At 66.9% G+C, this 25298-nt stretch carries 23 protein-coding genes; 12 read left to right on the forward strand and 11 right to left on the reverse strand.

Translation table 11 applies throughout. The features are described 5' to 3' along the window. Nucleotides 1–23 precede the first annotated feature (23 nt). From fhuE to AXYL_RS26665, 6 genes are all read right to left on the reverse strand, one after another. The gene (gene fhuE, locus AXYL_RS26640; RefSeq protein ID WP_013395985.1) at nucleotides 24–2219 is read right to left on the reverse strand and encodes a ferric-rhodotorulic acid/ferric-coprogen receptor FhuE; all 2196 of its coding nucleotides are present in this window, start codon (nucleotides 2217–2219) and stop codon (nucleotides 24–26) included. A 258-nt stretch (nucleotides 2220–2477) separates the two neighbouring features. Beyond that, nucleotides 2478–3488 (reverse strand): Dyp-type peroxidase, encoded by a 1011-nt coding sequence (locus tag AXYL_RS26645; RefSeq protein WP_013395986.1) that lies wholly within the window; start codon nucleotides 3486–3488, stop codon nucleotides 2478–2480. 90 nt (nucleotides 3489–3578) lie between these two features. After that, nucleotides 3579–4367 (reverse strand): alpha/beta fold hydrolase, encoded by a 789-nt coding sequence (locus AXYL_RS26650; protein ID WP_041654305.1) that lies wholly within the window; start codon nucleotides 4365–4367, stop codon nucleotides 3579–3581. A 71-nt stretch (nucleotides 4368–4438) separates the two neighbouring features. Next, complete coding sequence (locus AXYL_RS26655) at nucleotides 4439–4747, reverse strand: DUF1634 domain-containing protein (protein WP_013395988.1); 309 nt, start codon at nucleotides 4745–4747, stop codon at nucleotides 4439–4441. Then, a complete protein-coding gene (locus tag AXYL_RS26660; RefSeq protein ID WP_013395989.1) occupies nucleotides 4744–5601 on the reverse strand; it encodes a sulfite exporter TauE/SafE family protein in 858 nt (285 codons plus the stop codon). Before AXYL_RS26660 ends, AXYL_RS26655 begins: the two co-directional genes overlap by 4 nt. A 10-nt stretch (nucleotides 5602–5611) precedes the next feature. Then, the gene (locus AXYL_RS26665; RefSeq protein ID WP_013395990.1) at nucleotides 5612–6355 is read right to left on the reverse strand and encodes a GntR family transcriptional regulator; all 744 of its coding nucleotides are present in this window, start codon (nucleotides 6353–6355) and stop codon (nucleotides 5612–5614) included. 137 nt (nucleotides 6356–6492) lie between these two features. Between AXYL_RS26665 and AXYL_RS26670 the strand changes: the two genes are divergently transcribed. Beyond that, the gene (locus tag AXYL_RS26670; RefSeq protein WP_013395991.1) at nucleotides 6493–7002 is read left to right on the forward strand and encodes a DUF1993 family protein; all 510 of its coding nucleotides are present in this window, start codon (nucleotides 6493–6495) and stop codon (nucleotides 7000–7002) included. 40 nt (nucleotides 7003–7042) lie between these two features. On the opposite strand, the gene AXYL_RS26675 is transcribed toward AXYL_RS26670, so the two are convergent. Continuing rightward, the gene (locus AXYL_RS26675) at nucleotides 7043–7804 is read right to left on the reverse strand and encodes a class II aldolase/adducin family protein (RefSeq protein WP_013395992.1); all 762 of its coding nucleotides are present in this window, start codon (nucleotides 7802–7804) and stop codon (nucleotides 7043–7045) included. A gap of 205 nt (nucleotides 7805–8009) precedes the next feature. Here AXYL_RS26675 and AXYL_RS26680 point away from each other — a divergent pair, with 205 nt between their 5' ends. From AXYL_RS26680 to AXYL_RS26710, 7 genes are read left to right on the forward strand one after another with little or no spacing between them, the layout of a single operon-like run. Next, the gene (locus AXYL_RS26680; protein ID WP_041656191.1) at nucleotides 8010–9539 is read left to right on the forward strand and encodes a class I adenylate-forming enzyme family protein; all 1530 of its coding nucleotides are present in this window, start codon (nucleotides 8010–8012) and stop codon (nucleotides 9537–9539) included. Nucleotides 9540–9576: 37 nt separating this feature from the next. Further along, on the forward strand, nucleotides 9577–10566 hold the full coding sequence (locus AXYL_RS26685; RefSeq protein WP_013395994.1) for a Bug family tripartite tricarboxylate transporter substrate binding protein: 990 nt from the start codon (nucleotides 9577–9579) through the stop codon (nucleotides 10564–10566). A 14-nt stretch (nucleotides 10567–10580) separates the two neighbouring features. Next, complete coding sequence (locus tag AXYL_RS26690) at nucleotides 10581–11444, forward strand: IclR family transcriptional regulator (protein ID WP_013395995.1); 864 nt, start codon at nucleotides 10581–10583, stop codon at nucleotides 11442–11444. Nucleotides 11445–11470: 26 nt separating this feature from the next. After that, nucleotides 11471–12655, forward strand: coding sequence for an acyl-CoA dehydrogenase family protein (locus tag AXYL_RS26695; protein ID WP_013395996.1), 1185 nt, complete (start codon nucleotides 11471–11473; stop codon nucleotides 12653–12655). A 13-nt stretch (nucleotides 12656–12668) separates the two neighbouring features. Continuing rightward, entirely contained in the window at nucleotides 12669–13802 is a 1134-nt protein-coding gene (locus AXYL_RS26700) for an acyl-CoA dehydrogenase family protein (protein WP_013395997.1), read from the forward strand. 32 nt (nucleotides 13803–13834) lie between these two features. Continuing rightward, complete coding sequence (locus AXYL_RS26705; protein ID WP_013395998.1) at nucleotides 13835–15943, forward strand: 3-hydroxyacyl-CoA dehydrogenase NAD-binding domain-containing protein; 2109 nt, start codon at nucleotides 13835–13837, stop codon at nucleotides 15941–15943. Nucleotides 15944–15957: 14 nt separating this feature from the next. After that, nucleotides 15958–17139, forward strand: coding sequence for an acetyl-CoA C-acyltransferase (locus tag AXYL_RS26710; RefSeq protein ID WP_013395999.1), 1182 nt, complete (start codon nucleotides 15958–15960; stop codon nucleotides 17137–17139). 430 nt (nucleotides 17140–17569) lie between these two features. Here the strand turns inward: AXYL_RS26710 and AXYL_RS26715 are convergent, their stop codons facing one another. The 4 genes from AXYL_RS26715 to AXYL_RS26730 form a co-directional block, all read right to left on the reverse strand. Further along, nucleotides 17570–18562: a Bug family tripartite tricarboxylate transporter substrate binding protein gene (locus AXYL_RS26715; RefSeq protein ID WP_013396000.1), complete on the reverse strand. Its 993-nt coding sequence runs from the start codon at nucleotides 18560–18562 to the stop codon at nucleotides 17570–17572. 114 nt (nucleotides 18563–18676) lie between these two features. After that, nucleotides 18677–19588, reverse strand: a complete 912-nt coding sequence (locus AXYL_RS26720; RefSeq protein WP_013396001.1) for a LysR family transcriptional regulator — start codon at nucleotides 19586–19588, stop codon at nucleotides 18677–18679. Nucleotides 19589–19627: 39 nt separating this feature from the next. Beyond that, the gene (locus AXYL_RS26725; RefSeq protein ID WP_013396002.1) at nucleotides 19628–20764 is read right to left on the reverse strand and encodes a CaiB/BaiF CoA transferase family protein; all 1137 of its coding nucleotides are present in this window, start codon (nucleotides 20762–20764) and stop codon (nucleotides 19628–19630) included. Next, nucleotides 20764–21558: an enoyl-CoA hydratase gene (locus AXYL_RS26730; RefSeq protein ID WP_013396003.1), complete on the reverse strand. Its 795-nt coding sequence runs from the start codon at nucleotides 21556–21558 to the stop codon at nucleotides 20764–20766. Before AXYL_RS26730 ends, AXYL_RS26725 begins: the two co-directional genes overlap by 1 nt. Before the next feature lie 151 nt (nucleotides 21559–21709). Here AXYL_RS26730 and AXYL_RS26735 point away from each other — a divergent pair, with 151 nt between their 5' ends. From AXYL_RS26735 to AXYL_RS26750, 4 genes are all read left to right on the forward strand, one after another. Further along, on the forward strand, nucleotides 21710–22630 hold the full coding sequence (locus AXYL_RS26735) for a LysR family transcriptional regulator (RefSeq protein WP_013396004.1): 921 nt from the start codon (nucleotides 21710–21712) through the stop codon (nucleotides 22628–22630). Nucleotides 22631–22795: 165 nt separating this feature from the next. Next, on the forward strand, nucleotides 22796–23758 hold the full coding sequence (locus AXYL_RS26740; RefSeq protein ID WP_013396005.1) for a Bug family tripartite tricarboxylate transporter substrate binding protein: 963 nt from the start codon (nucleotides 22796–22798) through the stop codon (nucleotides 23756–23758). After that, nucleotides 23751–24125, forward strand: coding sequence for a Zn-ribbon domain-containing OB-fold protein (locus tag AXYL_RS26745; RefSeq protein ID WP_013396006.1), 375 nt, complete (start codon nucleotides 23751–23753; stop codon nucleotides 24123–24125). Before AXYL_RS26740 ends, AXYL_RS26745 begins: the two co-directional genes overlap by 8 nt. Next, the gene (locus tag AXYL_RS26750) at nucleotides 24122–25288 is read left to right on the forward strand and encodes an acetyl-CoA acetyltransferase (protein WP_013396007.1); all 1167 of its coding nucleotides are present in this window, start codon (nucleotides 24122–24124) and stop codon (nucleotides 25286–25288) included. The genes AXYL_RS26745 and AXYL_RS26750 overlap by 4 nt, the downstream gene beginning before the upstream one ends. Nucleotides 25289–25298: the final 10 nt, after the last annotated feature.

Genomic DNA, 25298 nt, shown 5'->3' on the forward strand with positions numbered 1-25298 from the left:
CCCCCGTCCCGGCTGCCGACGCATCAGTACTGATAGCGCATCGTCAGCATGGCGCTGCGGCCCGCACCCCACGCCCCCTGGCTGTAAAACCCGATCTGGCTGTAGTACTTGCGGTCGAACAGGTTATTCACATTGAGCTGGGCGCTCAGGTTGCGATTGAAGCGATAGCGAGCCATCAGATTGGTGATCGCGTAGCTGCCCTGGCCCACGCGCTCTTCGCCATTGGGTCCGGTGGCCATGGTGTACACATGGCTCTGCCAGTTGACGCCGCCGCCGACCGTCAGCCGGTTCCAGTCGCCGGGCAACTGATAGGTCGTGAACACGCGCACCAGGCTGCGCGGCTGATCGGTCTGTATCGCGTTGCCGTCTCCATCGCGCGCGGTCCAGTGCGACCAGCCTGCGGCCAGGTTCCAGCCCGGCATCACCTCACCCGAGACTTCCAGGTCGAAACCGCGGCTGCGCGTGCCCTGCGCGGCGGTATAAGCCTGATTGATGGTGCCGGGCACCATGTAGCCCGGATCAACCTGGGCCACATTGTCCTGCTCGATCTGGAACACGGCGGCGCTGGCGTTCAGCTTGCCCTCCAGGAATTCGCCTTTGATGCCGGCCTCGTAAGCCTTGCCCTCGAGAGGATCGAGCCAGCTACCGCTGCGGTCCTGATAGCTCTGCGGATTGAAGATTCCGGTGTAGCTGACGTAGGCGGTATAGGTATCGTTGATGTCGTAAAGCAACCCGGCATAGGGCGTGAATTCGTTCTTCTTGAAAGCTTGGCGGCTGCCGCCGCCGAAGCCGACCGAATCCGTCTCCCACGTGCTGTAGCGCCCGCCCACGATGAGCTTGAGCGGATCGGCGAGGTTCAGCCGCAAGGCGCCATACCAGCCCGTCTGCTTGGTGGTATAGCGGTTGGCGGTGACCGAGTCGCTGTTCCACTCCGGTTCCGGATACGAGCCGTCCCAGTCCAGGAAGTTGCCCACGGCTGCGCTTGACAGGGCCGAACGGTAGTCGAAATCGCCGTGCTGGCGGTTGAAGCTGGCGCCCACGACAGCTTCGTGGCGCCGGCCGAACAGTGTGAATGGACCGGACGCCTTCACATCCAGACTGTTCTGCTTGCGGTCTCCCAGATACCAGCTGGGCGATGCGCCCATGCCCAGGCCGGTATTGCGGTCGGGCCAGCCATAGAGATAAAGAAGCTTGGCGTCCATTTCGTTCTTGGAGTGCGATCCCACTGCGTTGACGGTCCAGCCGTTGTCGAAGCGGTGCTCCAGGCTGGCGAAGGCCCCCTGGGTGGTGCTGCCCCACGACGACCAATCCGCGCCCGTGTTCAGCGATCGGCTCCAGTCGGTGCGGCCGCCGTCCGCATACCATAGCGGGAAGCCGCCCCAACTGCTGCGTTTCGGATCGTTGTCCTGATAATTGAAACCCACGCTCAGCGTCGTGCGGGAAGTGATGTCGGCGTCCACCACGCCGTAGAAGATCTTCTTGCGGTTTTGGTAGCCGTCCAGGTAGGAATGATTGTCCTGGTAGGCCGAGACGATGCGCCCGCGCACGCTGCCGGCAGCGTTAAGCGGCGTCGACAGATCCACGGTGGCGCGGTAGGTGTCCCAGTTCCCGGCGCTGACGCTCATGTCCGCCTTGAACTCGCGGCTGGTGGCGCGCTTGCGCACCAGGTTGATCGATGCGGACGGATTGCCTGCACCGGTCAGCAAACCGGTCGCGCCGCGCACCACTTCGACGCGGTCGTAGATGATGGGGTCAAGCGATGATTCGCCCGCTGCGTAACCCGTGTCGAAGCTCGTCGGGATGCCGTCATACATGTAGTTGCTGACGCTGAACCCGCGCGAATTGAACGAATAGCGCTCGCTGTCATAGTTCTGCACCGAAATACCCGGTGTGCTCGCCATCACGTCGACCAGCGACAGCATGTTCTCGTCATCCATACGCTGGCGCGTGACTACCGTGACCGACTGCGGCGTTTCGCGCAATGTCAGCGGCAGCCCCGTGCTGGCGGCCGTGGCGCGCGGCGTATACGAACCGGTACCCTCGGTGGTCGTGCTGTCTGCATTGCCGATCACCTGCACGGACGGCAGGGTCGACACACCCTCCTCCTGCGCGACGGCCGCGCCGCATGCCAGCGCCATCAGCACCAGGCATGGCGTGCGCCGCAGGACGAAGCGTGGACGGATGAGACGAGCGTGGCCGGCAGGCCTGAGGTGTTGCATGTTGGCTTCCTTTCCCTGTTTGAAACTTCAAATCGGAAGAAAGTGTAATGCAAACAATTCTCAGGCGCGTTATTGATAAAGCCAAAACTACCGCGCAGAAAGGCGCGATTTTTGGGGACATAATCGCGGCAAGAGGCGCGCTGCCCGGACCGCGAAACGACTTCGCGTGGCATGGTCAGAATGAAAACTGGCGCGGCCACCATCGCGGCCGCGCCAGGAATTTTTGCTGGCGCAGCCAAGGCTGCGCCTCGATGCGCTTTAGTTGGCCTTGCCCGCCGATGCGAGCGTCGGCGCCGCAGGCTCGCCCGCATCCGTACAGGCAGCCGGGCTGCGCTCCGCGAGTTCCTCCAGCAGATCTGCCGAAGGCACGAAGAACAGGCCGCCCGTGACCGCGTGACTGAAGTCGAGCAGGCGGTCGTAGTTGCCGGGCGGACGCCCGACGAACATGTTCTCCAGCATCAGTTCAATGGGACGCGGCGAACGTGCGTAGCCGATGAAATAGGTACCGAACTCCCCTGCCCCCGGCCTGCCGAATGGCATGTTGTCGCGCAGGATCTTCAGTTCCTGGCCGTTTTCCTCGATGGTGGTCAGGGCGCTGTGCGAAGACGTAGGTTTGATGTCATCGTCGAGTTCGACGTTGGACCACTTGTGGCGGCCGATGACGCCTTCTTGGCCCTCCACCGTCAACGCGTTCCATGCCGCCATGTCGTGCAGGTATTTCTGCACCAGCACATAGCTGCCGCCGGCGAACTCGGCGTCCTCGTCGCCGATGACGGTGAAGTCGAACGCCTCGCGTCCTTCCGGGTTCTCGGTCCCGTCCACGAAGCCGATGATGGCGCGCCGGTCGAAGTAGCGGAAGCCATGGACTTCATCCACGACGGTCACGGCATCGCCCAGCCCGCCTAGCAGCAAGGTCGCCAGCTCGAAACAAAAATCCATCGAATCCGCGCGGATGTGCAGCAGCAGGTCTCCCGGCGTCGCGACGGCCAGGCGCTCTCCCGCGCCAAATTCGCGGAAAGGATGCAGCGCAGCTGGGCGCGGCGCGCCGAAAAGCGTGTCCCAGGCCGTGGAGCCGAAGGCGGTGACACAGGAAAGATTCTGCTCGGGCGCGCGCGTGGACACCGTGCGGACGACGCCTGCGATATCGGCGCACCAGTCACGCACGGTGCCGGCGGCGGCAGCCCCCTGGTTGAGCGTGGCGACGATGAAAATCGCGTGGCGGGTGGTCGTGTTGTGTACGGCTTGGGATTCGGGTTGACGGTCGGACATCGGATCGGGGACCTCAAGAAAACGAGCGCGGCGGCGCGGAAAGGCTAGTCCGATTCTAAGCGCGGACTGTGGATGAATGCACCGGGTTCGTCAGGGCACCGCCCTCAACCATTCGCTCACCACGTCCAGCACGATGCGGCTTTGTTCACGGTGGGGGACATGGCCGCAGTTCTCCAGCAGCAAGGGGCGCGCACCCGCCAAGGCGACGAGCTTGTCCTGATGCCTGGGGGAGCCGTATTCGTCGACTTCGCCGTGCAAGGCCAGCACCGGGCAACGGACCTGGCGCAGTTGCTCGTCCAGGTTCCAATCGGCGAAGTCCGGCGACAGCCAGGTGTCGATCCAGGCGCCCAGCACCCATGCGGCTTTTTCGCCGTGGTACTTCTTCAGGCGGTCCAGTTGGCCGGGTTCCGCAAAGCTCTGTTTGGCCGCGCGTATGCCTTCCAGCGTGCGGTCTTCCGCAAACATCTGCGCCGACTCGGTGATCAGCGCGCGGCAATCGTCGGCGTACACGCCGGCGCTGCAGACGGCCATGCCGCCGCCCACGCTGTGGCCGAACCCCACGAAGGCGCCGATGTTCAGTTCTTCGCGCAGGCTGCGGAACCCCTCGCGGGCCTCGTCTTCCACAAAGCCAGGCTCGAACACTGCCGTATTGGGATCGGAGCGGCCAAAACCCAGACGGTCGTAGGCGATGACGCTGCGTCCGGTCGCTTGCGCCAACTGTTCGGGGAAATCCCGCCACAATTCCACGCAACCCAGCGAATCGTGGAACATCACGATGGGCGCCGCGGCCACCGCCTCCCCTGCGGGGTCCCAGCGCCGCGCGTAAAGACGGCCCTGGCTGGTGTGCACGTAGACATCCTGGCTGGTAATGGCAAGCATGAAAAGTCCTGGGGAGAGTATGCGGCGATGCGCCATCGCACCGCGCTCCGATTATAGGAAAGCCCGCAGCCTCACCGCAGCCCGGACACCACGCCGGCTGCAATGATGAGCAGCACCAGCGCGGAAATCGCCATGTAGGCGTAGTCGCGTTCGCGCAGGAAGATGGCCAGCATCAGCGCCACCCGCGCCACCGGCAGCAGGATGAAGAGGGCAACCCCGGCCTTGACCAGTTCAAGCCCGCGCAGGCCGGCCGGCGCCTGCGGCAGGAAATCAAGGGCCATGCCCGCAGCGATGAGAGCCGAGGCAATCCATGTTCCATACCAGAGCAATCCGGCGATGACACGGTCGCGCCGCGCATGCTTGTCTGCCGCCTGGGTCATGTCGGGCCTCCAAGAATATGCACGCCCAGCGCGCTCAGCAGCATCTGCATCGCCAACAGGGCCAGCACCACCACGAAGAAAATGCGCAGCTTGTCGGCGGGCAGCCCCATCAGCATCCGGGCGCCCAGCAGCGCGCCGGCGACCGAACCCAGCGCGACGGGACCGGCGATGCCGATGTCGATGTCGCCGCGCACGAAGTAGGCGCCCGCGCTGGCTGCGGCCGTCACGCCGATCATGAAGTTGGAAGTGGCGGACGAGACCTTGATCGGCAGCTTCAGCGCCGCGTCCATGGCGGGGATCTTGAGCACGCCCGAGCCTATGCCGAGCAAGGCCGAAATCAGGCCCGCGCCATACATCAGCGACAGGCCCAGCGGCACGCGATCCACCTGATAGTGCACCTCGCGGCCCTGCGCTCGGTCGGGAAAGCTGGAATGCAGGCGCAACGCCGTGGCCCAGCTTGCGGCGTCGGGCGCGATTGCCACGGCCTCGCGGCGACGTGCCAGCATCTGCTGCGCGGACACGGCCAGGATGGCGGCGAACAAACCGTAGAGGAATTCGGTGGAGACAATGCCGATGAGAAACACGCCGGTCAGCGCGCCCAGCGTGGTGGCGGTCTCCAGCACGATCGCCAGCCGGACGTTGGTCAGCCGCCCCTTCAGGAATGGCGCGGCGCTGCCGCAGGAACAGGCAATCACCGAGATGATGCTGGCGCCGATGGCCACATGGATGTCCACGCCGAACAACAGCGTCAGGATGGGCACGATGAAGATGCCGCTGGCCATCCCCAGCACCCCGCCCAGCGCGCTGGCGCCGAAAGCGGCGGCGAACAGCCAGAAAAGGGTCGACGTCTCCATGGCCGCCGGCTCAGGCCCGCTTGCGCGGTTGCCGCGAGAGGCGGGTGGTGAACCGGATCAGGTCGCCGCGGTAATACAGCTTCTCGTAGTCGACCGGCCGCTGTCCCTCGGTGTAGGAAGTGCGCTCGATCAGGAAGATCGGGCTGCCCACGGCAACGCCCAGCGCCTGCGCGACGCGCTCGTCCGCCGTCACCGCTTCAAGCTGGTATTCGGCCTCGATCAGCGGCAGGTCGTAGCGCAGTTCCAGCAGATCGAAGATGGGTTCGGCTTCCAGGTCGTTGCTGGCGACCTTTACGCCTATGTCCAGCGGCAGATAGGTTTCGTCGAACGACATGGCCACGCCGTCCGCCAGCCGCACGCGCTCGATGCGGTAGACCTGCGCGCCGCGCGTCACGCCCAGTTGGCGCGCCACGTCTGCCGTGGCCGGCACCGGCCGCTTGTCCAGCAGGCGCGCCGTCGCCTGGCGGCCGAGCGCATCCATGTCTTCGACGAATCCGCTCAGCGCCGTCAGCGCCTGCGTCAGTTTGGGTTCCGTGACGAACGTGCCCTTGCCGCGCCGGATTTCCACCAGCCCGCGGGCAACCAGGTTTTCCACCGCCTTGCGCACCGTGGTGCGACTGACGGCGAAGCGCTCGATCAGTTGGTCTTCCGTCGGCAGTTGGCTGCCAGACGCCAGGCTGCCGGCCGCGATTTCCGCGGCCAGTGCCGTTTCCATCCGGGCATAGAGAGGCGCATTTTCGGATTGATTTTGCATGAAGACATCATAACATCATGATGTCATGATGATGAAAGCAGCTCCCCGCGTTACAACGGAGTCGCCAGCAACTGGTAGTCTTCGCAGGCCCGGCCGGCGCCTCCCGCGCCGGCGCCCACTCTCAAGCGAGACACGATATGAGCAGTTTCATGCACAGCGCCTCCGTTCCCGTCCTGACGCAAATGCTGTCGGCCCTGTCCGATGTGCTGAAGAAGGCGGAAGCCCAGGCCACGGAAAAGAACATCGATCCGGACGCCTATCTCGGCGCCCGCCTGTTCCCCGACATGTTCCCGCTGGCGCGTCAGGTGCAGATCGCGTCGGATTTTGCCAAAGGCATCGCCTCGCGCCTGGCCGGCGCGGAAGTGCCGTCGTGGCCGGACAGCGAAGCCAGCTTCGCCGGCCTGCAGGCCCTGATCGCCAAGACCTTGGAGCACCTGGGTTCCTTCGGCCCGGAACAGTTCGCGCAGAGCGAAGCCCGCGAGATCGTGCTGCGCCCTGGCACGCCGAAGGAAAAGAAGCTGAGCGGCAGCGCCTACCTGCTGCACTATGGCCTGCCGCAGTTCTTCTTCCACGTCACCACGGCCTACGACATCCTGCGCCACAACGGCGTGGAAATCGGCAAGCGCGATTACATGGGCAAGTATTGATCCACCACTGCGGGCCCCTCCCGCGGGGCCCGCATCCCCGCTACTCCGCGTAGCCGGGGTTGCGGCGATCCAGCCGGCGCAGCAAGCCCGGCCAGGCCAGCATGGCCTTGTGCGCGCGGTCGGCCTGCGATTCCACCGTCGCGTTCTTCAGGATGTCGGGCGGTATGTAGGTCAGCTCGCCGCCGGCCTGGGCCCGCACCTGCACCATGCAGGCGGCCTCCAGCCGGTGCATGGCCTGGAAGGCTTCGGCCATGCTCTGCCCCACGGTCAACAGGCCGTGGTTGCGCAGGATGAGATAAGAATTGCTGCCCAGGTCCCGCACCAGCCGCGGTTGTTCCTCGGGATTCAACGCCAGGCCTTCGTAGTCGTGGTAGCTGAGCGAGCGCAGCACGATGAACGCGAACTGCGACAGCGGCAGCAACCCGGCCTTCTGCGCCGACACCGCCACCCCGTTGATGGAATGCGTGTGCAGCACGCACATGGCGTCCTTGCGGGCCGCGTGGATACAGCTGTGGATGGTGAAGCCGGCCGGATTGATGTCGTATTCCGAGTCCATGACCTTGCGCCCATCGAGGTCGATCTTGATCAGGCTGGATGCGGTGATCTCGTCGAACATCATGCCGTAGGGGTTGATCAGGAAGTGTTCGGTCCCGGGCACCTTGGCCGTGATGTGGGTGAAGATCAGGTCATCCCAGCCGAACAGCGCCACCAGCCGGTATAGCGCCGCCAGATCCTTGCGGACCTCCCATTCCGTTGCGCTGACCTGTTCGCGCACGCTGGCGCCCTTGCCTGCCGTATCCATACTGTCTCCATTTTTCGATGATTGCCCGCGGCCACTGCGCGGGCGCTGACTGGCACTTTATTCGTTTTGCCCCAGGCCGGCACGCGGCGCGGCCAAGGAGCGGTCACCGCGGTTCACGAAGAATTCACATATGTGATGGAAATGGCGAGATGTCATTCCTATGATTCCGCTCAATAGCAGCCCAGTACAGACGCCCCGCCACACCATGTCCGTTGATCTACCCGATACCGATTTCCGCATACACCAGCTGGTCAGCCGGCACCTGCCTGGCCTGGCCGCGCATACCGCCCTGATTTCCGATGAAGGAAGCTGGACCTATGCGGAACTCGACACGGTGGTCGACGCGCTGGCCGCCTATCTGCGGACCCAGGGCCTGCGCGCTGGCGACCGCCTGCTGATCGCCGGGGAAAGCGGCGGCACCCAGCTGGCCGCCGTGCTGGCCTGCAGCCGGCTGGACGCCTGGGCCGTGGTCGTCAACGCCCGCATGACCGGCGTGGAAGTCGACGCCATCAAGGCGCACTGCCAGCCGCGGCTGCTGCTCGCCACCAGCGGCCTGTCGACGGAAGCCCAGGCCCACGGCCTGCGCCATGGCGCGCGCGAGGTCGAGCTTGCCGGCCTGCGCTTTGCCTGCACCGAAGCGGACCCCGCCGCGCAAGCCGAGCCGGCGCAGGCGGACTCGCGCGAACAGGTGGCGGTGATGATCTACACCAGCGGCACCACCGGCACGCCCAAGGGCGTGATGCTTACGCATGCCAACCTGGGCCATTCGTCCGCCGTCGCACGCCACGCGCGCGGCACCAGCCGCGATGACCGGATCTATTCGGCGCTGCCCATCTCGCACGTGTATGGCCTGAGCACCGTGGCCCTGGCCGCGCTCGGCGCCGGCGCGACGCTGCAATTGGGCAGCCGCTTCGACGTTGCGCACGCGATCGCCGCGCTGGCCGGCGGCATCACCATGCTGCACGGCGTACCCGCGATGTACGTGCGCCTGCTGCAGGCGCATGAGCAAGGCACGCCGATTCCCGCGCCGCGCGTGCGCCTGCTGCATTGCGGCGGCGCGCCGCTGGATCCGTCGCTCAAGGCGCGCATCGAAGCAATCTTCGGGGAACCCATCAACAACGGCTATGGCCTCACCGAGGCCTCGCCGACGATCAGCATGGTGCCCTACCGCCAACGGCGCGCCGACCTGAGCGTGGGTTATCTGATTCCGGGCATGCAGGCCCGCATCGTCGGTGAAGACGGCCAGGAAGTGGCGTCCGGGGAAGTCGGCGAACTGCAAGTGCGCGGCCCCAACATCATGAAGGGCTATTACAAGGCGCCCGAGCAGACCGCGCAGGCGCTGGACGCCGCGGGCTGGCTGCGCACCGGCGACCTGCTGCGCGCGGAGCCGGACGGCGCGCTGTTCGTCATGGGCCGGATCAAGGACCTGATCATTCGTTCGGGCTTCAACGTCTATCCCAGCGAAGTCGAGGCCGCGCTGAACGCCTATGCCGGCGTGCGCCAATCCTGCGTGGTTGGCGTACCACTCGACGGCGACGAGCAGATCATCGCCTTCGTCGAAGCGGAAGACGGCCTCAGCATCGAGGCGGAAGCCTTGCAGGCCTTTGCGCGCGAGCGCCTCGCGCCCTACAAGCGCCCGCAGAAAATCATCCTGCTTTCCAGGCTGCCAGCGGCAGATAATGGAAAGATCCTCCGCAAGGCCGTCGTCGACATGGCGCGCGCGCATTGCAACTGACTCACCAAAACAAAATACCCATCCACAGGAGACAACCATGAAATTCGCAGCACGAAGGCATTTCCTGGCGGCCGCCGCCGCCCTGGCCGCGGTTTGCAGCCTGCCGGCGCAGGCGGCCGACAACGCCTGGCCCGAGAAGCCGATCCGCTTCATCGTGCCCAGCGCCGCTGGCGGCGGGGCCGACACGGTTGCGCGCCTGTTGGCTCAGCACATCGGCGGCGTGCTCAAGCAACCGATCGTGGTCGAGAACCGCGCCGGGGGCTCGGGCGTGATCGCCGGCAATGCCGTGCTGGGCGCGCCGGCCGACGGCTACACCTTCATGCTGGGCTTCACCACCATGTCGCAATTGCCCGCGACCTCGACGGTCAAGATCCCGTACCAAGTGGACCGCGACTTCATTCCGGTATCCCTGGTGGCCCGCTCCTCCAACGTGCTCGTGGTCAATCGCAGCAGCGTGGACGTGGATTCGGTCAAGGCCCTGGTGGAAGCGCTGCGCGCCGCTCCCCAGAAATACAGCTACGGGTCCTACGGCAACGGTTCGACCGGCCATTTCCTGGGCGCCCAGTTCCTGCAGGAAACCAAGACCAGCGCCCAACACGTGCCGTACAAGGGCGCTGCGCCCATGATGTCCGACCTGCTGGGCGGCGTGGTCTCCTTCGCCTTTCCCGACATCGGCTCGGCCCTGCCGCACCTGAATTCCGACCGCCTGCGCGTGCTGGCCGTGACCGGCGACAAGCGCATGGCGACCCTGCCGCAGACGCCCACCATGACGGAACTGGGCTACCAGGGCTTCAACCTGGGCGCCTGGTTCGGCCTGTTCGCGGCCAAGGGCACGCCCGACGCCATCGTCCAGGCCATGTCGACGCAGATCGCCGACGCGGTCAAGGCGCCCGAGGTCCAGTCCAAGCTCGTCGGCATGAACCTGGATCCCGTGGGCAGCGATCCCAAGACCTTCGCCACGTTCTTCCAGACCGATCTGAAGCGCTGGGCAGAACTGGCAGACAAGGCCAATATCCGCACCGACTGATCCCGAGGCACGCCATGTCCCGTTCATCTCGCCGGCTCGAACTTCCTGACGCGTCCATCAAGGACAGCACGCGCGACCTGGGCCAGCGCTCGGTGAAGTCGGCCCAGCGCGTGCTCGAACTGATCGAGCTGCTCGAACAGCTCGGACGGCCCGTCACGCTGGCGGAGATCGTGCGCGCCAGCGGCTATCCGCAGTCCAGCACCTGGATGCTGGTGCAGACGCTGATGCGCATGGGCTATCTGTGCCACAACCCGGACGATGGCACCTACATGCCCAGCCTGCGGCTCAACATGCTGGGCGGCTGGGTGCATGACCTGGCCCTGCCCCGCAGCAACCTGCGCCTGGCCATGCGCGCACTGGGCGAACGGCTGGGCCTGAGCATCATCCTCGGCCAGCGCAGCGGCCGCTATGTGCAGTACGCCCACGTGCTCTACGGCGCCAAGGACCGCAAGACCCAAGTCCCCATCGGCGTAGTGCGTCCACTGATCGACACTGGCCTGGGCTACGCGCTGCTGGCGCAGTTGCCCGACGACGAAGTCTGCGCCATTGCCAGCGTCTGCCTGGCGCGCGCCGAGCACGAATCGCCGGTGACGACCCTGCGCCAGGTCCTGACCATTGTCGACAAGGCCCGCAGCGCCGGCTTCGTCTACTCGCACCGGCTGCAAAGCGCCAACCGCGCCTCCTTCTCCTTCGCGCTGGTCACCGACCCAGGCGCCGGCGACCACACCGGGCTGATGGGCCTGGCCATCGCCGGCACGCGCCAGGACGTGGCCGCGCGCCTGCGCGATATCCCCCGCACGGTCAATGAAGTTGCCGCCGAATTTCTGCCCGATGTCCCCATACACATCAAGGCCGCCCATCCCATTTCGCCGATCTGAAGGCGCCCCATAGAGCGATCATCACCATGGATATTGAAATCACGCCTGAAGAGCGGGAATTCCGCCAGGAAGTCCGCAGCTTCGCGCAGGCCCACCTGCCCGAAAGCGTCCGCCGCAAAGTGCTGTATGGCGAAAAACTGGAGAAGCACGAATACGTGGATTGGCAGCGGCATCTGCACCGCCAGGGCTGGATCGCGCCGGCATGGCCCGTGCAATACGGCGGCACCGGCTGGAGCCTGGGAAAACAGCGCATCTTCCTGCACGAGCTGGCCCTGCAATGCGCGCCCGAGACCATTCCATTCGGCATTTCCATGGTCGGCCCGGTGATCTACACATTCGGTTCGGACGAGCAGAAGGCGCAATACCTGCCCGCCATACTCGGTTCTGAAACCTGGTGGTGCCAGGGCTTTTCGGAACCCAACGCCGGCTCCGACCTGGCCTCGCTGCGCACCCGCGCGGTCGATTGCGGCGACCACTATCTGCTCAATGGCCAGAAAGCCTGGACCACCCACGGGCGCCATGCCGACATGATGTTCTGCCTGGCCCGCACCAGCGACACCGGCAAGCCACAGCAAGGCATTTCCTTCCTGCTGCTCGACATGAAGACCCCGGGCATCGAGGTCCGGCCGGTGCGCACCATCGATGAAGGCGCCAGCATCTGCGAAGTGTTCTTCAACGACGTCCGCGTGCCGAAGTCCGGCCTGGTCGGCAAGGAAGGCGAAGGCTGGACCTACGCCAAGTTCCTGCTCGGCCACGAGCGCGCCATGATCGCCCGCGTCGGCCGCTCGCGCATGCAGCTGGCGCGCGCGCAACGCCTGGCCTCGCATCCGCTGGCCGACGGCAGCCGTCCCATCGACAACCCGATCTACCGCCAGCGCCTGTGCGACATCGAAGCGCGCCTGCGCGCACTGGAATTGACCGAGTTGCGCGCCTTGTCGGCCTACCGCCCGGGATCCGGCTTCGACGTCGCCGATTCTTCCATGCTGAAGATCGAAGGCTCCGAGATCTGCCAGGCCCTGACCGAACTGCTGCTGGACCTCGCCGGCCGCTACGGCATGGTCTACACCGGCCGCTACACCCAGTCGCCCATCGGCGACGCCACGGCGCACGGCCTGCTGGGCGACCACCTGTTCAACCGCGTGGCCACGATTTACGGCGGCAGCTCCGAAATCCAGAAGTCCGTGATCGCCAAGAGCCGATTCCAGAAATAAGCAAGGACACGCCATGAATCTGAACCTCTCCGACGAACAAGCGATGATCCGCGCGAGCGTGTTCGATTATTTTTCGACCGCTTACGGCTTCGACCGCCATCTCGAACGGCTGGCCAACCCCGCCAAGACCGACCGCGCCGCCTGGCAGGCCATGGGCGAACTGGGCTGGCTGGGGCTCACCGTGCCGCAGGACGACGGCGGCCTGGGCCTGGGGCCGCAGGAAACCATGCTGTTGATGGAAGGCGCGGGCGCCTCGCTCAGCACCGAACCGCTGCTGGCCAGCGCGGTATTGACGGCGCCGCTGCTGGCGGGCGCGTCCGCGGGATCGCCTGCCGCGCAGGCGCTGGAAGCCGCAATCGCGGGCCAGGCCAGCCTGGCCCTGGCCTGGACTGAAGCCGATCGCGGCTTCGCGCCGCTGCAGGCGGATGCCCGCGCCGAACACGACGGCCAGGGCTGGCGCGTAAGCGGCCGCAAAACGCTGGTGGACAACGGCGCGGACGCCGACTGGCTGGTGGTGACGGCACATAGCGAAGCTGGCCTGGAACTGCTGCTGGTGCAAGGCAACGCCACGGGGCTGACCCGTACCGGCGCCCCGCTGGCCGACGGCGCCCGCAGCGCCGACCTGGTGTTCCAGAACACGCCGGCCGCGGCCTGCCTGGCCAGCGGCCAGGAAGCCCAAGCCCTGCTGCTGCGCGCCGTCTACCGCGGCCTCGCGGCCAGCTGCGCGGTGGCGCTGGGCGCCATCGAACGTACGCTGGAAATCTGCCGCGACTACCTGCACGAACGCAGCCAGTTCGGCAAGCCGCTGGCCGCGCTGCAAGTCCTGCAGCACCGCTACGTGGACATGCTGATCGCGGCCGAACGGGCGCGTTCCATGACCCTGCTGGCCGCGCTACGCGCGGACGAAGCCGCCGCTGGCGATGCCGAGGCGCAGCGCGATCTCAGCCTGGCCAAGCTGACCGTGGGCCGCAGCGCGCGCCACGTGGGCGGCCAGGCCATCCAGGTGCACGGCGGCATGGGCATGGCCTACGAATATCCCATCGGCCACTACTACCGCAAGCTGCTGTGCTGCGACGCGGCCTTCGGCTCGCAGGACGGCCATCTGGCCCTGCTGTCCGAAGGCTTGGCAGCGCCCGCCGACGCCTGACATCCGCTTTGATCATTCCTTCCTATCTCGCCATGGCAACCCCCGCAAACCAACGCATCCAGGCCACGCGACAGGACGACGTCCTGCTGCTGGGCCTGAACCACCCGCCCCTCAATACGCTGGACCATCCCCTGCGCCAGCAAGTGCATGAAGCCTTGCAGGCCGCCGCCCAGGATGCGTCGGTGCAAGCCATCGTGCTGCACGGCGCACAGGGCAACTTCAGCGCTGGCGCCGACATCCGCGAATTCGACCAACCCAGGCAGGCGCCCTGGGCCGGCGACGTCGCCAATCTCATCGCCGCCAGCAGCAAGCCCATCGTCGCGGCGCTGCAAGGCGTGGCCCTCGGCGGCGGCCTGGAGCTGGCGCTGGCAGCCCATGCCCGCGTCGGCGCCGCCAACGCCAGGCTGGGCCTGCCCGAGGTCAAGCTGGGCCTGCTGCCTGGCGGCGGCGGCACGCAACGCCTGCCCCGCCTGATCGGCGCGGCGGCTGCCCTGCCCCTGATCCTGGAAGGCCGTAGCGTGGACGGCAAGGCCGCGCTGACGCTGGGCCTGCTGGACCAAGTCTGCGACGAAGCCAGCCTGCTGGACTGCGCCGTGCGCAAGGCACGGGCGCTGTGCGCAGACCATGCCGCCGCGCGCCGCGGCGCCGCTGCGGCCGACGACAAGCAGGCCGGGCTGGCCGCCGTGGCAGCGCAACGCGAGCGCCTGGCCGCCAAGCCCCATTCCCTGCCGGCCCAGCATCTGCTGCTGGATTGCCTGCAAGCTGCGCTCGAACTGCCGCTGCAAGAGGGCCTGAAGGTCGAGCGCGAGGCCTTTCTGCAATGCGTGGCCAGCCCCGAGCACAAGGGCCTGGCGCACGCCTTCTTCGCCGAAAGACTGGCCGGAAAATCCCCGGCTGGCGCGGCCCGGCCGCGCCCCGTGCAACGCGCCGGCGTCATCGGCGGCGGCACCATGGGCGCCGGCATTGCCGTGGCCATGCTCGATGCCGGCCTGGACGTGGTGCTGATCGAACGCGACGCCGCCTCGCTGCAGGCCGGCCAGGAGCGGATCGACGGCGTCTACCAACGGCAGGTCAACTCGGGCAGGCTCGACGCGGCCACGCGCGAGCAGCGCCTTTCGCGCCTGAGCACGGCAACCGACTACGCGGCGCTGGCCGCGGTCGACCTGGTGGTCGAGGCGGTGTTCGAAGACATGGACGTGAAGACGCAAGTTTTCGCGCAGTTGGACCGGGTCTGCAAGCCCGGCGCCATCCTGGCCACCAATACCTCGTACCTGGACATCAACCAGATCGCGCGCAGCATCTCGCGTCCGCAAGACGTGATCGGGCTGCACTTCTTCTCGCCCGCCAACATCATGAAGCTGCTGGAAATCGTGGTGCCCGAGCAGGTCGCCGACGACGTGGTGGCGACGGGCTTCGCGCTGGCGCGGCGCCTGGGCAAGGTGCCGGTGCGCGCCGGCGTGTGCGACGGCTTCATCGGCAACCGCATTCTCTACGTGTACCGCGAGGCCGCCAACCACATGATGGAAGACGGCGCCTCGCCCTACCAGATCGACCAGGCGCTGGAACGCTTCGGCTATGCCATGGGACCGTTCCGCACCGCCGACCTGACCGGCGGCGACATCGGCTGGGCGACCCGCAAGCGCAAGGCCGCCACCCGCCCGCCCGAGGCCCGCTACGTGCAGGTGGCCGACCGGCTGTGCGAACGCGGCTGGTTCGGCCAGAAGACCGGCCGGGGCTATTACCTCTACCCTGAACGCGGCCAGCGCGGCAAGCCCGACGCCGAGGTGCTGGCGCTGATCGACCAGGAACGCGCCGCGCGCGGCATCGAAGCCCGCCCGTTCAGCGACGAGGACATCGTGCGGCGCTATATGGCCGCGCTGGTCAACGAGGCCGCCAAGGTCCTGGACGACGGCATCGCGCTGCGGCCCGCCGACATCGACGCCGCGCTGGTCAACGGCTACGGCTTTCCGCGCTGGCGCGGCGGCCCCATGAAATACGCCGACGACGTCGGCCTGGCGGCCGTCCTGGCCGACATCGAATCCTATGCCAAGGAAGACGCGGCGTTCTGGGCCCCCTCGGAACTGCTGCGGCGCCTGGCGCGCGAAGGCGCGACCTTCGGCAAACTGAACCAACCCCAATAAGGAATCGCCGCATCATGCGAGAAGCCGTCATCGTCGCCACCGCGCGCACGCCGCTCACCAAGTCCAAGCGCGGCGAGTTCAACATCACCCAGGGGCCGACCCTGGCCTCTTACGCCATCCAGGCAGCCGTGGAACGCGCGGGCGTGGATCCGCACAGCATCGAAGACGTGGTGCTGGGCTGCGGCTACCCGGAAGGCACCACCGGCCGCAACGTGGCCCGCCAGGCGGCGTTGCGCGCCGGCCTGCCGCAAAGCGTCGCCGGCGCCACCGTCAACCGCTTCTGCGCCTCCGGCCTGCAGGCCGTGGCCGATGCGGCGGCGCGCGTGGTCATGGGCCAATCCGGCCCGGTCGTAGCCGGCGGCGTGGAAAGCTGCTCGCTGCTGCGCACCCGCGACGACGGCGTCAGCGGCATCGATAGCTGGCTGCAGGACCAGATCCCCGGCCTCTACCTGCCCATGATCGCCACCGCCGATATCGTGGCGCAGCGCTACGGCATCAGCCGCGAGGATCAGGACGCCTTTGCCTTGCGCAGCCAGCAGCTCACCGCCGCGGCGCAGCGCGAAGGCCGCTATGCCGACGAGATCATTTCCGTGCGCGCCACCATGGAAATTACCGACAAGGCGACGGGCGAGATTCGCCGCGAAGACGTCACCGTCAGCGCCGACAACTGCAACCGCGCGTCCACCACCGCCGAAGGCCTGGCCGGTCTGGTTCCCGTCATGGGCCCGGACCGCTACGTGACCGCGGGCAATGCCTCGCAGCTGGCCGACGGCGCCTCGGCCTGCGTGCTGATGGACGCCCGCGACGCCGAACGCGCCAACCTCGAACCGCTGGGCGCCTTCCGCGGCTTGGCCGTGGCCGGCTGCGCTCCCGATGAAATGGGGATAGGCCCGGTCTACGCCGTGCCCCGCCTGCTGGAGCGCCACGGTCTGAAGGTCGAGGACATCGACCTGTGGGAGCTGAACGAGGCCTTCGCCTCGCAGGCGCTGTACTGCCAGCGCCGTCTGGGCATCCCGCTGGAGCGGCTCAACGTCAACGGCGGTTCGATCGCGGTGGGCCATCCCTTCGGCGTGACCGGCGCGCGCCTGACCGGCCATGTCCTGCTGGAAGGCAGGCGCCGTGGCGCCAAGTATGCGGTGGTCACCATGTGCGTGGGCGGCGGCATGGGCGCGGCGGGGTTGTTCGAGATCTTCTGAGTACGCAAAGGCGCGGGGTTGGGTTGCCCGTCATTCTCGGCCGCCCGGGCGGCCGAGAATGACATACATGATTTCGTAAATTTCTATTGTGTTCGCTGGCGCGGACGCGGTGAGCGGTTTGCTGATGTCCTTTAGCTTCCTGGGGTGGGCGGTGACGCCATCAGAAAATCAATCGCCGCATTCGCACCAGCGAACACAGTAGCAATCAAAAAAAAGCATGTATGTGTTATTCGGCCGCCCGCGCGGCCGAATAACACGGGCAGCCCAAGACTCGCCCCTGGCCACAGCTCCGGCAGCGCGACGACCCAAGACACACGTAGCCCGTCGGTGCGGGCGACCTACGAAGCACGAGCCGCAGCAACAGCAACAACCACAAAAACAGAGCAAAAAAAGAAGGGCGTCCGCGGACGCCCTTGCGGCTTCCCGCCGCTTACTGCGGTTCGATCTTCGCGTCGATCGCGCGTTGCGTCCAGACCTGGCGCTGCGATTGCGCGAAGGCCTGGTGTTCGGCCAAGGTGTTGGGCGAGACCTGCATGCCCAGGGACTCGAAACGCTGCAGCACGTCGGGTTCGCGCAGGATGGCGGCGACTTCCTGGTTCAGTTTCTGCGCGATGGCGTCGGGCGTCTTGGCCGGCACGGCCACGCCGACCCACACCACCAAGTCGAACTTCTGGTAACCCAGTTCCGCCAAGGTCGGCACGCCGGGGAATTCCTTGGCGCGCTCATGGCCCGTGTAGGCCAGGCCGCGCAGCTTGCCCGCCTGCATGAAGGAGGTGACCACGGACAGATCGGCGAACAGGTAGTCGACGTGGCCACCCAGCAGGTCGGTCACGGCCGGCGGCTGGCTCTTGTAGGGCACGCCGTTGGCGGCAGCGCCGGCCACGGTGTTGAAAGTGGCGCCGGCGATCTGGCTGGTGGGCGAGCCGTAGGCGTAGTTCAGGGGCTTGGCCTGCGTGGCCTTGACCAGTTCCTGCAGCGATTTGTAGGGCGCATCCTCGCGCACCACCAGCATCATCGGGATGGTGGCGATACGGATGACGTGGGTGAAGTCGCCAGTGGGATCGAACGGCAGCTTGCGGAACAGCGCCGGCGTGGCCGAGTGCGTCGAGCTGCTGGTGAGAATCAGCGTATAGCCGTCGGGCTGGGCGCGCGCGGCGAACGAGGCGCCGATGGTGCCGGACGCGCCCGGCTTGTTCTCGATCACGACCGGCACGTTCAGGCGCGGGCCGAGCTTTTCGGCAATGATGCGCGCGCTGGTGTCGGTGGCGCTGCCCGGCGAGAACGGCACGACGATGGTGATGGGCTTGTCGGGATAGGCGCCCTGCGCCAGCGCCGCGGGCGGCAGCGCGCCAGCCAGCGCGGTCAGGACGGTGAGGCTGCCAGCGGCCAGCAGGCTGCGGCGCACGCCGAACGGTCGATTCATGCTTGTCTCCTGTCAGGGGCCGCGGGTCGGCCTCTTTAACTCTGACCGTATGATGCTTGCGACCCGCTTATCCCAACAAGGGACTAATTTTCATAGACTTATTCCAAACCCAGATTAATTGCCTTCAGACTGGCGCTCGCGCAGATAGTCTTCGGTGGCCTGCAAAAAGGCTGAAGCCGCCAACGACAGACGCGCGTTGCGGCGCTGGATCAGCCAGAGCTCGTGCCCATGCTTGCGGGCGCCATCGATCTCCAGGATGCGCAAGCCCAGCTGCCGCGCCAAGTCGCAGGCATAGCCGGGCACCACGGTTATCCCCAGCCCCGCGCCGACCAGCTTCAGCGCCGAGACCAGCATGCCGGCCTCGATGCGGTAACGGAATTCCAGGTTCAGGTCGGCCGCCACGCGGTCCAGGCTGCGCCGCACGCTGTACACGTTGCGCAGCATGATGTGGTCGTGGGCGGCCACGTCGGCCCACGACACGGAACGCTTGCGCGTCAAAGCGTGGCGCGGCGCGCATACCGCGTACATGGTGTCGCGGTAGATGACCCGCGTGGCCAGTTCTTCCGAAGGGGTTTCGACCGAAACGATGCCGAAGTCGGCGCGGCCATTGCGCACGTGTTCTATGGTGTCGTCGGTGGACAGCTCGAACAGGTCCAGCTTCACGCTGGGATGGGCGCGGTGATAGTCGGCCACCACCTCGCCGAGCAACCCGACCATCATCAGCGGCGAGGTGGCCACGCCCACTGTGCCGCGTTCCAGCGTACGCAGGCCCGACATGCTGCGCTCGGCGGCGCGCACGGTGCCCAGGATTTCCTGGGCGTAGGCATAGAAATCCGCCGCGCCATCGCAGGGCGTGACGCTGCGGGTGGAGCGCTCGAACAGCGGCTGGCCGACCTCGGCCTCCAGTTCGGCGCAGAGCTTGCTGACGGCCGACTGGGTCACGAACGCCGCGCGCGCGGCCGCCGTGAAACTGCGCAGTTCGTAAAGCGCGCAAAACACGCGCAATTGCTTGAGAGTGATGTTCATGGTCGAAGTCGCCGCCAGGCGCCGCCGGCCATGCCGGCCTCAGCGCGCAGGCTCGAGCATATCGCGATCGGCGTCCTGGCGCGGCGCCTGGCGCTTGATCTCGCCCGGCGTGCGCGAAAAGCGCACCGGGATGCCCGCGGCCATCAAAGGCCCTTCGGTCGGGTGCTCCACGCGCTGGAAGAACCCCGTCGCCTGCAGGTGCGGATCCTCGAACAGGGCTTCCGGCGTGTTCACGCGCGAATGCGGGATGTCCGCGTCCGCCAGCAGCGCCAGCCACTCCCCGGTGCCGCGCAGCGCGACGATGTCCGCCAGGTCCTGGTAGAGCTCGTCGAAGTGCCGCGCGCGCGAGGTCGCGTCGACATAGCGCGGGTCCGCCGCCAGGTCGGCGCGTTCGGCCAGGGCGAAGAAGCGCCGCCATTGCGCATCGGTATAGGGCAGCAAGGCCAGATAGCCGTCGCGTGTGCGGTAGGGACGCCGCTGCGGCGACAGCACCCGGCTGTAGCCCATGGGTCCCAGCGGCGGCACGAAGCTGTGCCCGCTCATGTGCTCGACCAGAGTGAAGGAGACCAGCGTTTCGAACATGGGAATTTCGACCGCCTGCCCCGCTCCCGAACGCTCGCGCTCGTACAAGGCCATGGGAATCGCGTACGCCAGCGTCAGCCCCGCCACCTTGTCAGCGATGATGGTGTTGACGTAGGCCGGCGCGCCGCTGTTGCGGCCTTGCAGGTCTGCCATTCCGCTCATGGCCTGGATGATGTCGTCAAAAGCCGGACGGGCGGCGTAGGGGCCGTCCTGGCCGAAGCCCACCGCCGAGCAATGGATCAGGCGCGGATTGCGCGCGCGCAGCGTGTCAGCGTCCAGGCCCAGGCGCGCCAGCGCCGCCGGGCGCACGTTGGACACGAACACGTCGGCGCCGTCGATCAGGCGCAGCAGGCTGTCGCGGTCGGCCGGCGTCTTGGCGTCCAGCGTCACGCTGTACTTGTTGCGGTTGAGGTTCAGGTAGGCCGGCCCCATGCCCGGGCTCATCGCCGGGGCCGAGGTGCGGAACACGTCGCCTTCGGGCGCCTCGACCTTGATCACCTCCGCCCCCATGTCGGCCAGGATCTGGGTGCCGTACGGCCCCATGGCCACCGAAGTCATGTCGACGACCCGCACGCCCGCGAGCGGGCCAGCCATTACTTGGCCTCCTGCTGCTTCTTGCGGTTGACGAAGGGCGCCATGTAGCGGCGCGGCTCGTCGGTGGTGAAGGCCTCGCCGAACGCAGCCACGCTGCGGTCCAGGCCGGCTTCCACGGTGGACTCGCTCCAGTATTGCAGCAGCGCCTTCTGCGAGCGCACCGCGATCGGGCCGCTTTCGGCGATGGGCGCCACCGTGCGTTCGACCAGCGCGTCCAACGCGCCGGTTTCGCTGACGAATTCCAGGAAGCCCCACTGCTGCGCCTGCGCAGCGTCCACCGTCTCGCCGGTCAGCAGCAGCCAATTGGTGGGGCCGGGGCCGATGATGGCCGGCAACAGCACGGCGTGGATCACGGACGGGATGCCCACGCGCACCTCGGGCATGCCGAAGACCGCGTCCTTCGATCCCAGGCGGATGTCGCAGGCCGCGGCCAACTCCATGCCCGCGCCCAGGCAGAAGCCCGGAATACGGGCAATGGTGGGCACGGGAATCGCGGCCACCGCGTCGCACAGATCGCGCAGCCGGGTGATGAATTCGCGCGCGCCCTGCGGATCAAGCTCGGCCATCTCATATATGTTGGCGCCGCCCACGAAGGCGCGCTCGCCCGAACCGCGGATGACCACGGCGCGGGCATCGTCCTGGACCGCGATCCAGCGGGCGGCCTCGGTCAGGCTCAGCGTGACCGCCGAGGCCAGAATGTTCAGGCTCTTGGCGTCGTGGATCTGCAGGGTATAGACCCCGCGCTCGTCGCGGGTCACGAGGGCATGGGCGAAAGCAGGGATAGGCGCAGTCATGGAAACTCCAGCTAGGGTTATGGCCACCGATGCTAAGGGCAGGGTTTCATCACAACAAACGAGTAATTTTCATGAAATAAGTCTTAAATGGAATAAATACCGTAGCCCCGGTGGCTTGGTTACGATAGCCGCCTCTTGCGGGAGTCGCACCATGGGTATCACGCTGCGCCAGCTCCGGGCATTCTGCGCCGTGTACGAGCTGAAGAACTTCACCCGCGCCGCCGAGGCGCTCAACCTGACGCAGTCGACCGTCAGCAAGCTCTGCTCCGAACTGGAAAGGGCGATAGGCATGGCGCTGTTCGAGCGCTCGGCGCGCGGCGTCGAGCTGCTGGAGGGCGCGGCCGAGCTGTATGCCTACGCGCAGGAAACCTTCGGTTCGCTGCGCGCGGCCGAACGCAGCCTGAGCAGCCTGGCGGGGCTGGAGCGCGGCGAGGTCTCCATCGCGGCTTCGCCCATCATGATGCACACGCTGATCGCGCCGGTGGTGGCGCAATTCCATGCGCGCCACCCCAACATCGTCTTCGACCTGCATGAACTCACCGGCGACGAGGCCACCGAACACGTCCTGCACGGCAAGGCCGACCTGGGGCTGGTGGCGATGGAAAGCCAGGACCCCAGGCTGGACTGCCGCGTGGTCTATCGCGGCCCCATGTATGCCGTGGTGCCCGCCGGCCACCCCTTGGCGCGCCTCGACGAGACGCGCTGGCGCGAACTCGCCCGCTACCCGCACATCCTGCTGCGCGGCACCTACACCGTGCGCCGCAAGATGGACCAGATCCTGCAGGACCAGGGGCTGACGGTGCGCAGCGTGGCCCAGACCGGCAGCCTGACCACCGCCTTCGCCATGATCCGCGGCGGCATGGGCATTACCGTCATGCCGGGCTACGTGCGCAAGGTCTGCCAGGAAATGGGCCTGAAGGCGCTGTGCATCGCCGACCGGCCTCAGGCCCTGCACGAGCTGTCCGTCCTGCGCCGGGCCGACTACCGGCTGTCGCGCGCCGCGGCGGCATTTCTTGCCGCCTTCGAAGCACATCTTGGTGAACAGGGACAGCCCGCCGCGGCCGGCGATTAATCTCTTTCCTGAATGCCTTCATGATAATTAATCAATTGTTTGCATGATGGACCGCTTCCATCATTAGCGCGTCGAGGCCCCGCACCCCACGCGCTATCCAGACGGTCACCTCGACGCCATAACCATGCAGGGCAAATCAGCCCGCAGCACGAGGAGACCTCCAACATGACACTCAAGCCTGGCCTGAAGCAGCTGCTGACGCTGCTCGCCGTTGTTCCCGCCATCGCCGCCGCCGAGACCTATCCGGCCAAACCCGTCACCCTGGTGGTGGCCTACGCCCCCGGCGGCATGACCGACATCCTGACGCGGCGCATCGCGGCCGATCTGCAGACCCGCCTGGGCAAGCCCTTCGTGGTCGAGAACAAGCCGGGCGCCACCGGCCAGATCGCCACCGAGTACGTGTCGCGGCAGAAGCCGGACGGCTACACCATCCTGGTGGGCGCGACCAGCCACGTGATCAACCCCGTGCTGAAGAAGCTGCCCTACAACGCCCGCAAGGATTTCGCCCCGGTCGCGCTGCTGGCGGTCAGCCCGAACTTCCTGCTGGTCAACGCCAACCTGGGCATCAAGACTTTCGCGGACTTCAAGAGCTATGCGCAGAAGCAGCCCTCCGTGCCCTACGGCACGGCCGGCGCCGGCGGCGCGCCCCACATCGTCGGCGAACTGCTGCGCGCGCAAAGCGGCCTGCCGCTGATGCACGTGTCCTATCGCGGCGCGGGCCCGGCCATGACGGATCTGGTGTCGGGACAAGTGCCTGTCGGCATGGCCGAGTCGGTCACCGCCAACGCCTATCTGCAATCCGGCAAGATCGTGCCCCTGGCCATCGCTTCGGCCCAGCGCCAGTCGCGCTATCCCGACGTGCCCACGCTCAACGAGCTGGGCTACAAGGGCTTCGACCTGAGCACCTGGGTAGGCGTCTACGCCCCGGCCGGCACGCCCGCCGACATCGTGCAGACGCTGAACAGCGAGATCCGCAAATCGGTGATGCAGCCGGCCACGCAGGAGTACATCCGCTCCACCGGTTCCGAGCCGGGCGACATGGATCTGGGCCAGTACCAGAAGTTCGTCAGCGACGAAATGGACAAGTGGCAGGCCGTCATCACCCAGGCCGGGGTCAAGGATGAGTGAGGTCCGCATCGGCTCGCTGTCGCCGGAAGCCTATTTTGCCGAGGCGCTGCGCGCGGGACGCCTGGAAGTCCAGGTGTGCCGCAGCTGCGGACTCTCGTTCTTCTTCCCGCGCACGCACTGCACCCATTGCCGTTCGCAGGAATATGCCTGGCGGCCCATGCGCGCCGGCGCCACGCTCTATTCCTATTCGGAAATCCCCGCCACGCCGCAGGCGCCCGCGCGCAACGTCATCCTGGCCGACATGGACGAAGGCTTCCGCATGATGTCCACGCTGCTGGACGAAGGCGAGCCGCGCATCGGCATGCGGCTGACGGCCCGGCCCGACCCGCAGCGCGCCCGAGTGGTGTTTGGAAAGGAAGCGCCATGACGGACTGGAACAAGAACCTGCGCGGCGCCATCGCCATCACCGGCTGCGCCACGGCGGGCATAGGCGATGCGGGCGGCCTGAACGACCTGGAGATCACCTCCCTGGCGGTGCACGCCGCCGTGCGCGATGCCGGACTGCGCATGGAAGACATCGACGGCCTGATGAGCGCCAGCCTGTCCTCATCGATGTGGCTGAACAAGCTTTCCGAGTACCTGGGCCTGTACCCGCGCTTCATGGACAGCACCCAGATCGGCGGCGCGTCCTTCGTCGGCCATCTGCTGATCGCCGCGGCGGCGATCCAGGCCGGCCTGTGCCGCAATATCGTGATCGCCTACGGCGCCGCCCCGCGCGGCGGCAACGGCGTCTCGGCGACCTCGGGCGCCCGCGCGCGGCTGGATCCGTTTCCCTACGAGGAACCGTTCCAGCCCTTCAACCCGCCCACCAGCTACGCGCTGGCGACGCGCCGCCACATGCATGAGTACGGCACCACCCGCGAACAGTTGGCCGAAGTGGCGGTCGCCGCGCGCGCCTGGGCGCGGCTGAATCCGGAAGCCTACAAGCGCGAGCCGCTGTCCATCGCCGACGTGCTGGCCGCGCGCGTGATCTCCTCGCCGCTGACCGCGCGCGACTGCTGCCTGGTGACAGACGGCGCGGGCGCCATCGTGGTTACCGCCGCCGAACGCGTCGAGGCCGCCCGGCCCGTATACGTGCAAGGCACGGCCATGGCGCACTCGCATCGCCAGATCGCCTGCATGGCCGACCTGACACGTACCGTGGCGGGGCAAAGCGCCGACCTGGCGCGTGAGCGGGCCGGCGTGGCGCTGGCAGACATCGACCTGGTGCAGCTCTATGACGCCTTCACCATCAACCCCATCCTGTTCCTGGAGGACATGGGGTTTTGCGCCAAGGGCGAAGGCGGCGCCTTCGTGTCCGGCGGACGCATCGCTCCCGGCGGCGAGCTGCCGGTGAACACCAATGGCGGCGGGCTGTCCTGCGTGCACCCGGGCATGTACAGCATGTTCGGCCTGGTGGAAGCGGTACGCCAACTGCGCGGCGAATGCGGCGACCGGCAAGTCAAGCATGCGCGCACCGCGCTCGTGCACGGCAACGGCGGGGTGCTGAGCGCCCAGGCCACCACCGTGCTGACCAATTGGATGGACTGAGGGAGACTCG

The organism is Achromobacter xylosoxidans A8, from assembly GCF_000165835.1.
In the GTDB taxonomy this organism is placed as follows: domain Bacteria; phylum Pseudomonadota; class Gammaproteobacteria; order Burkholderiales; family Burkholderiaceae_B; genus Achromobacter; species Achromobacter xylosoxidans_B.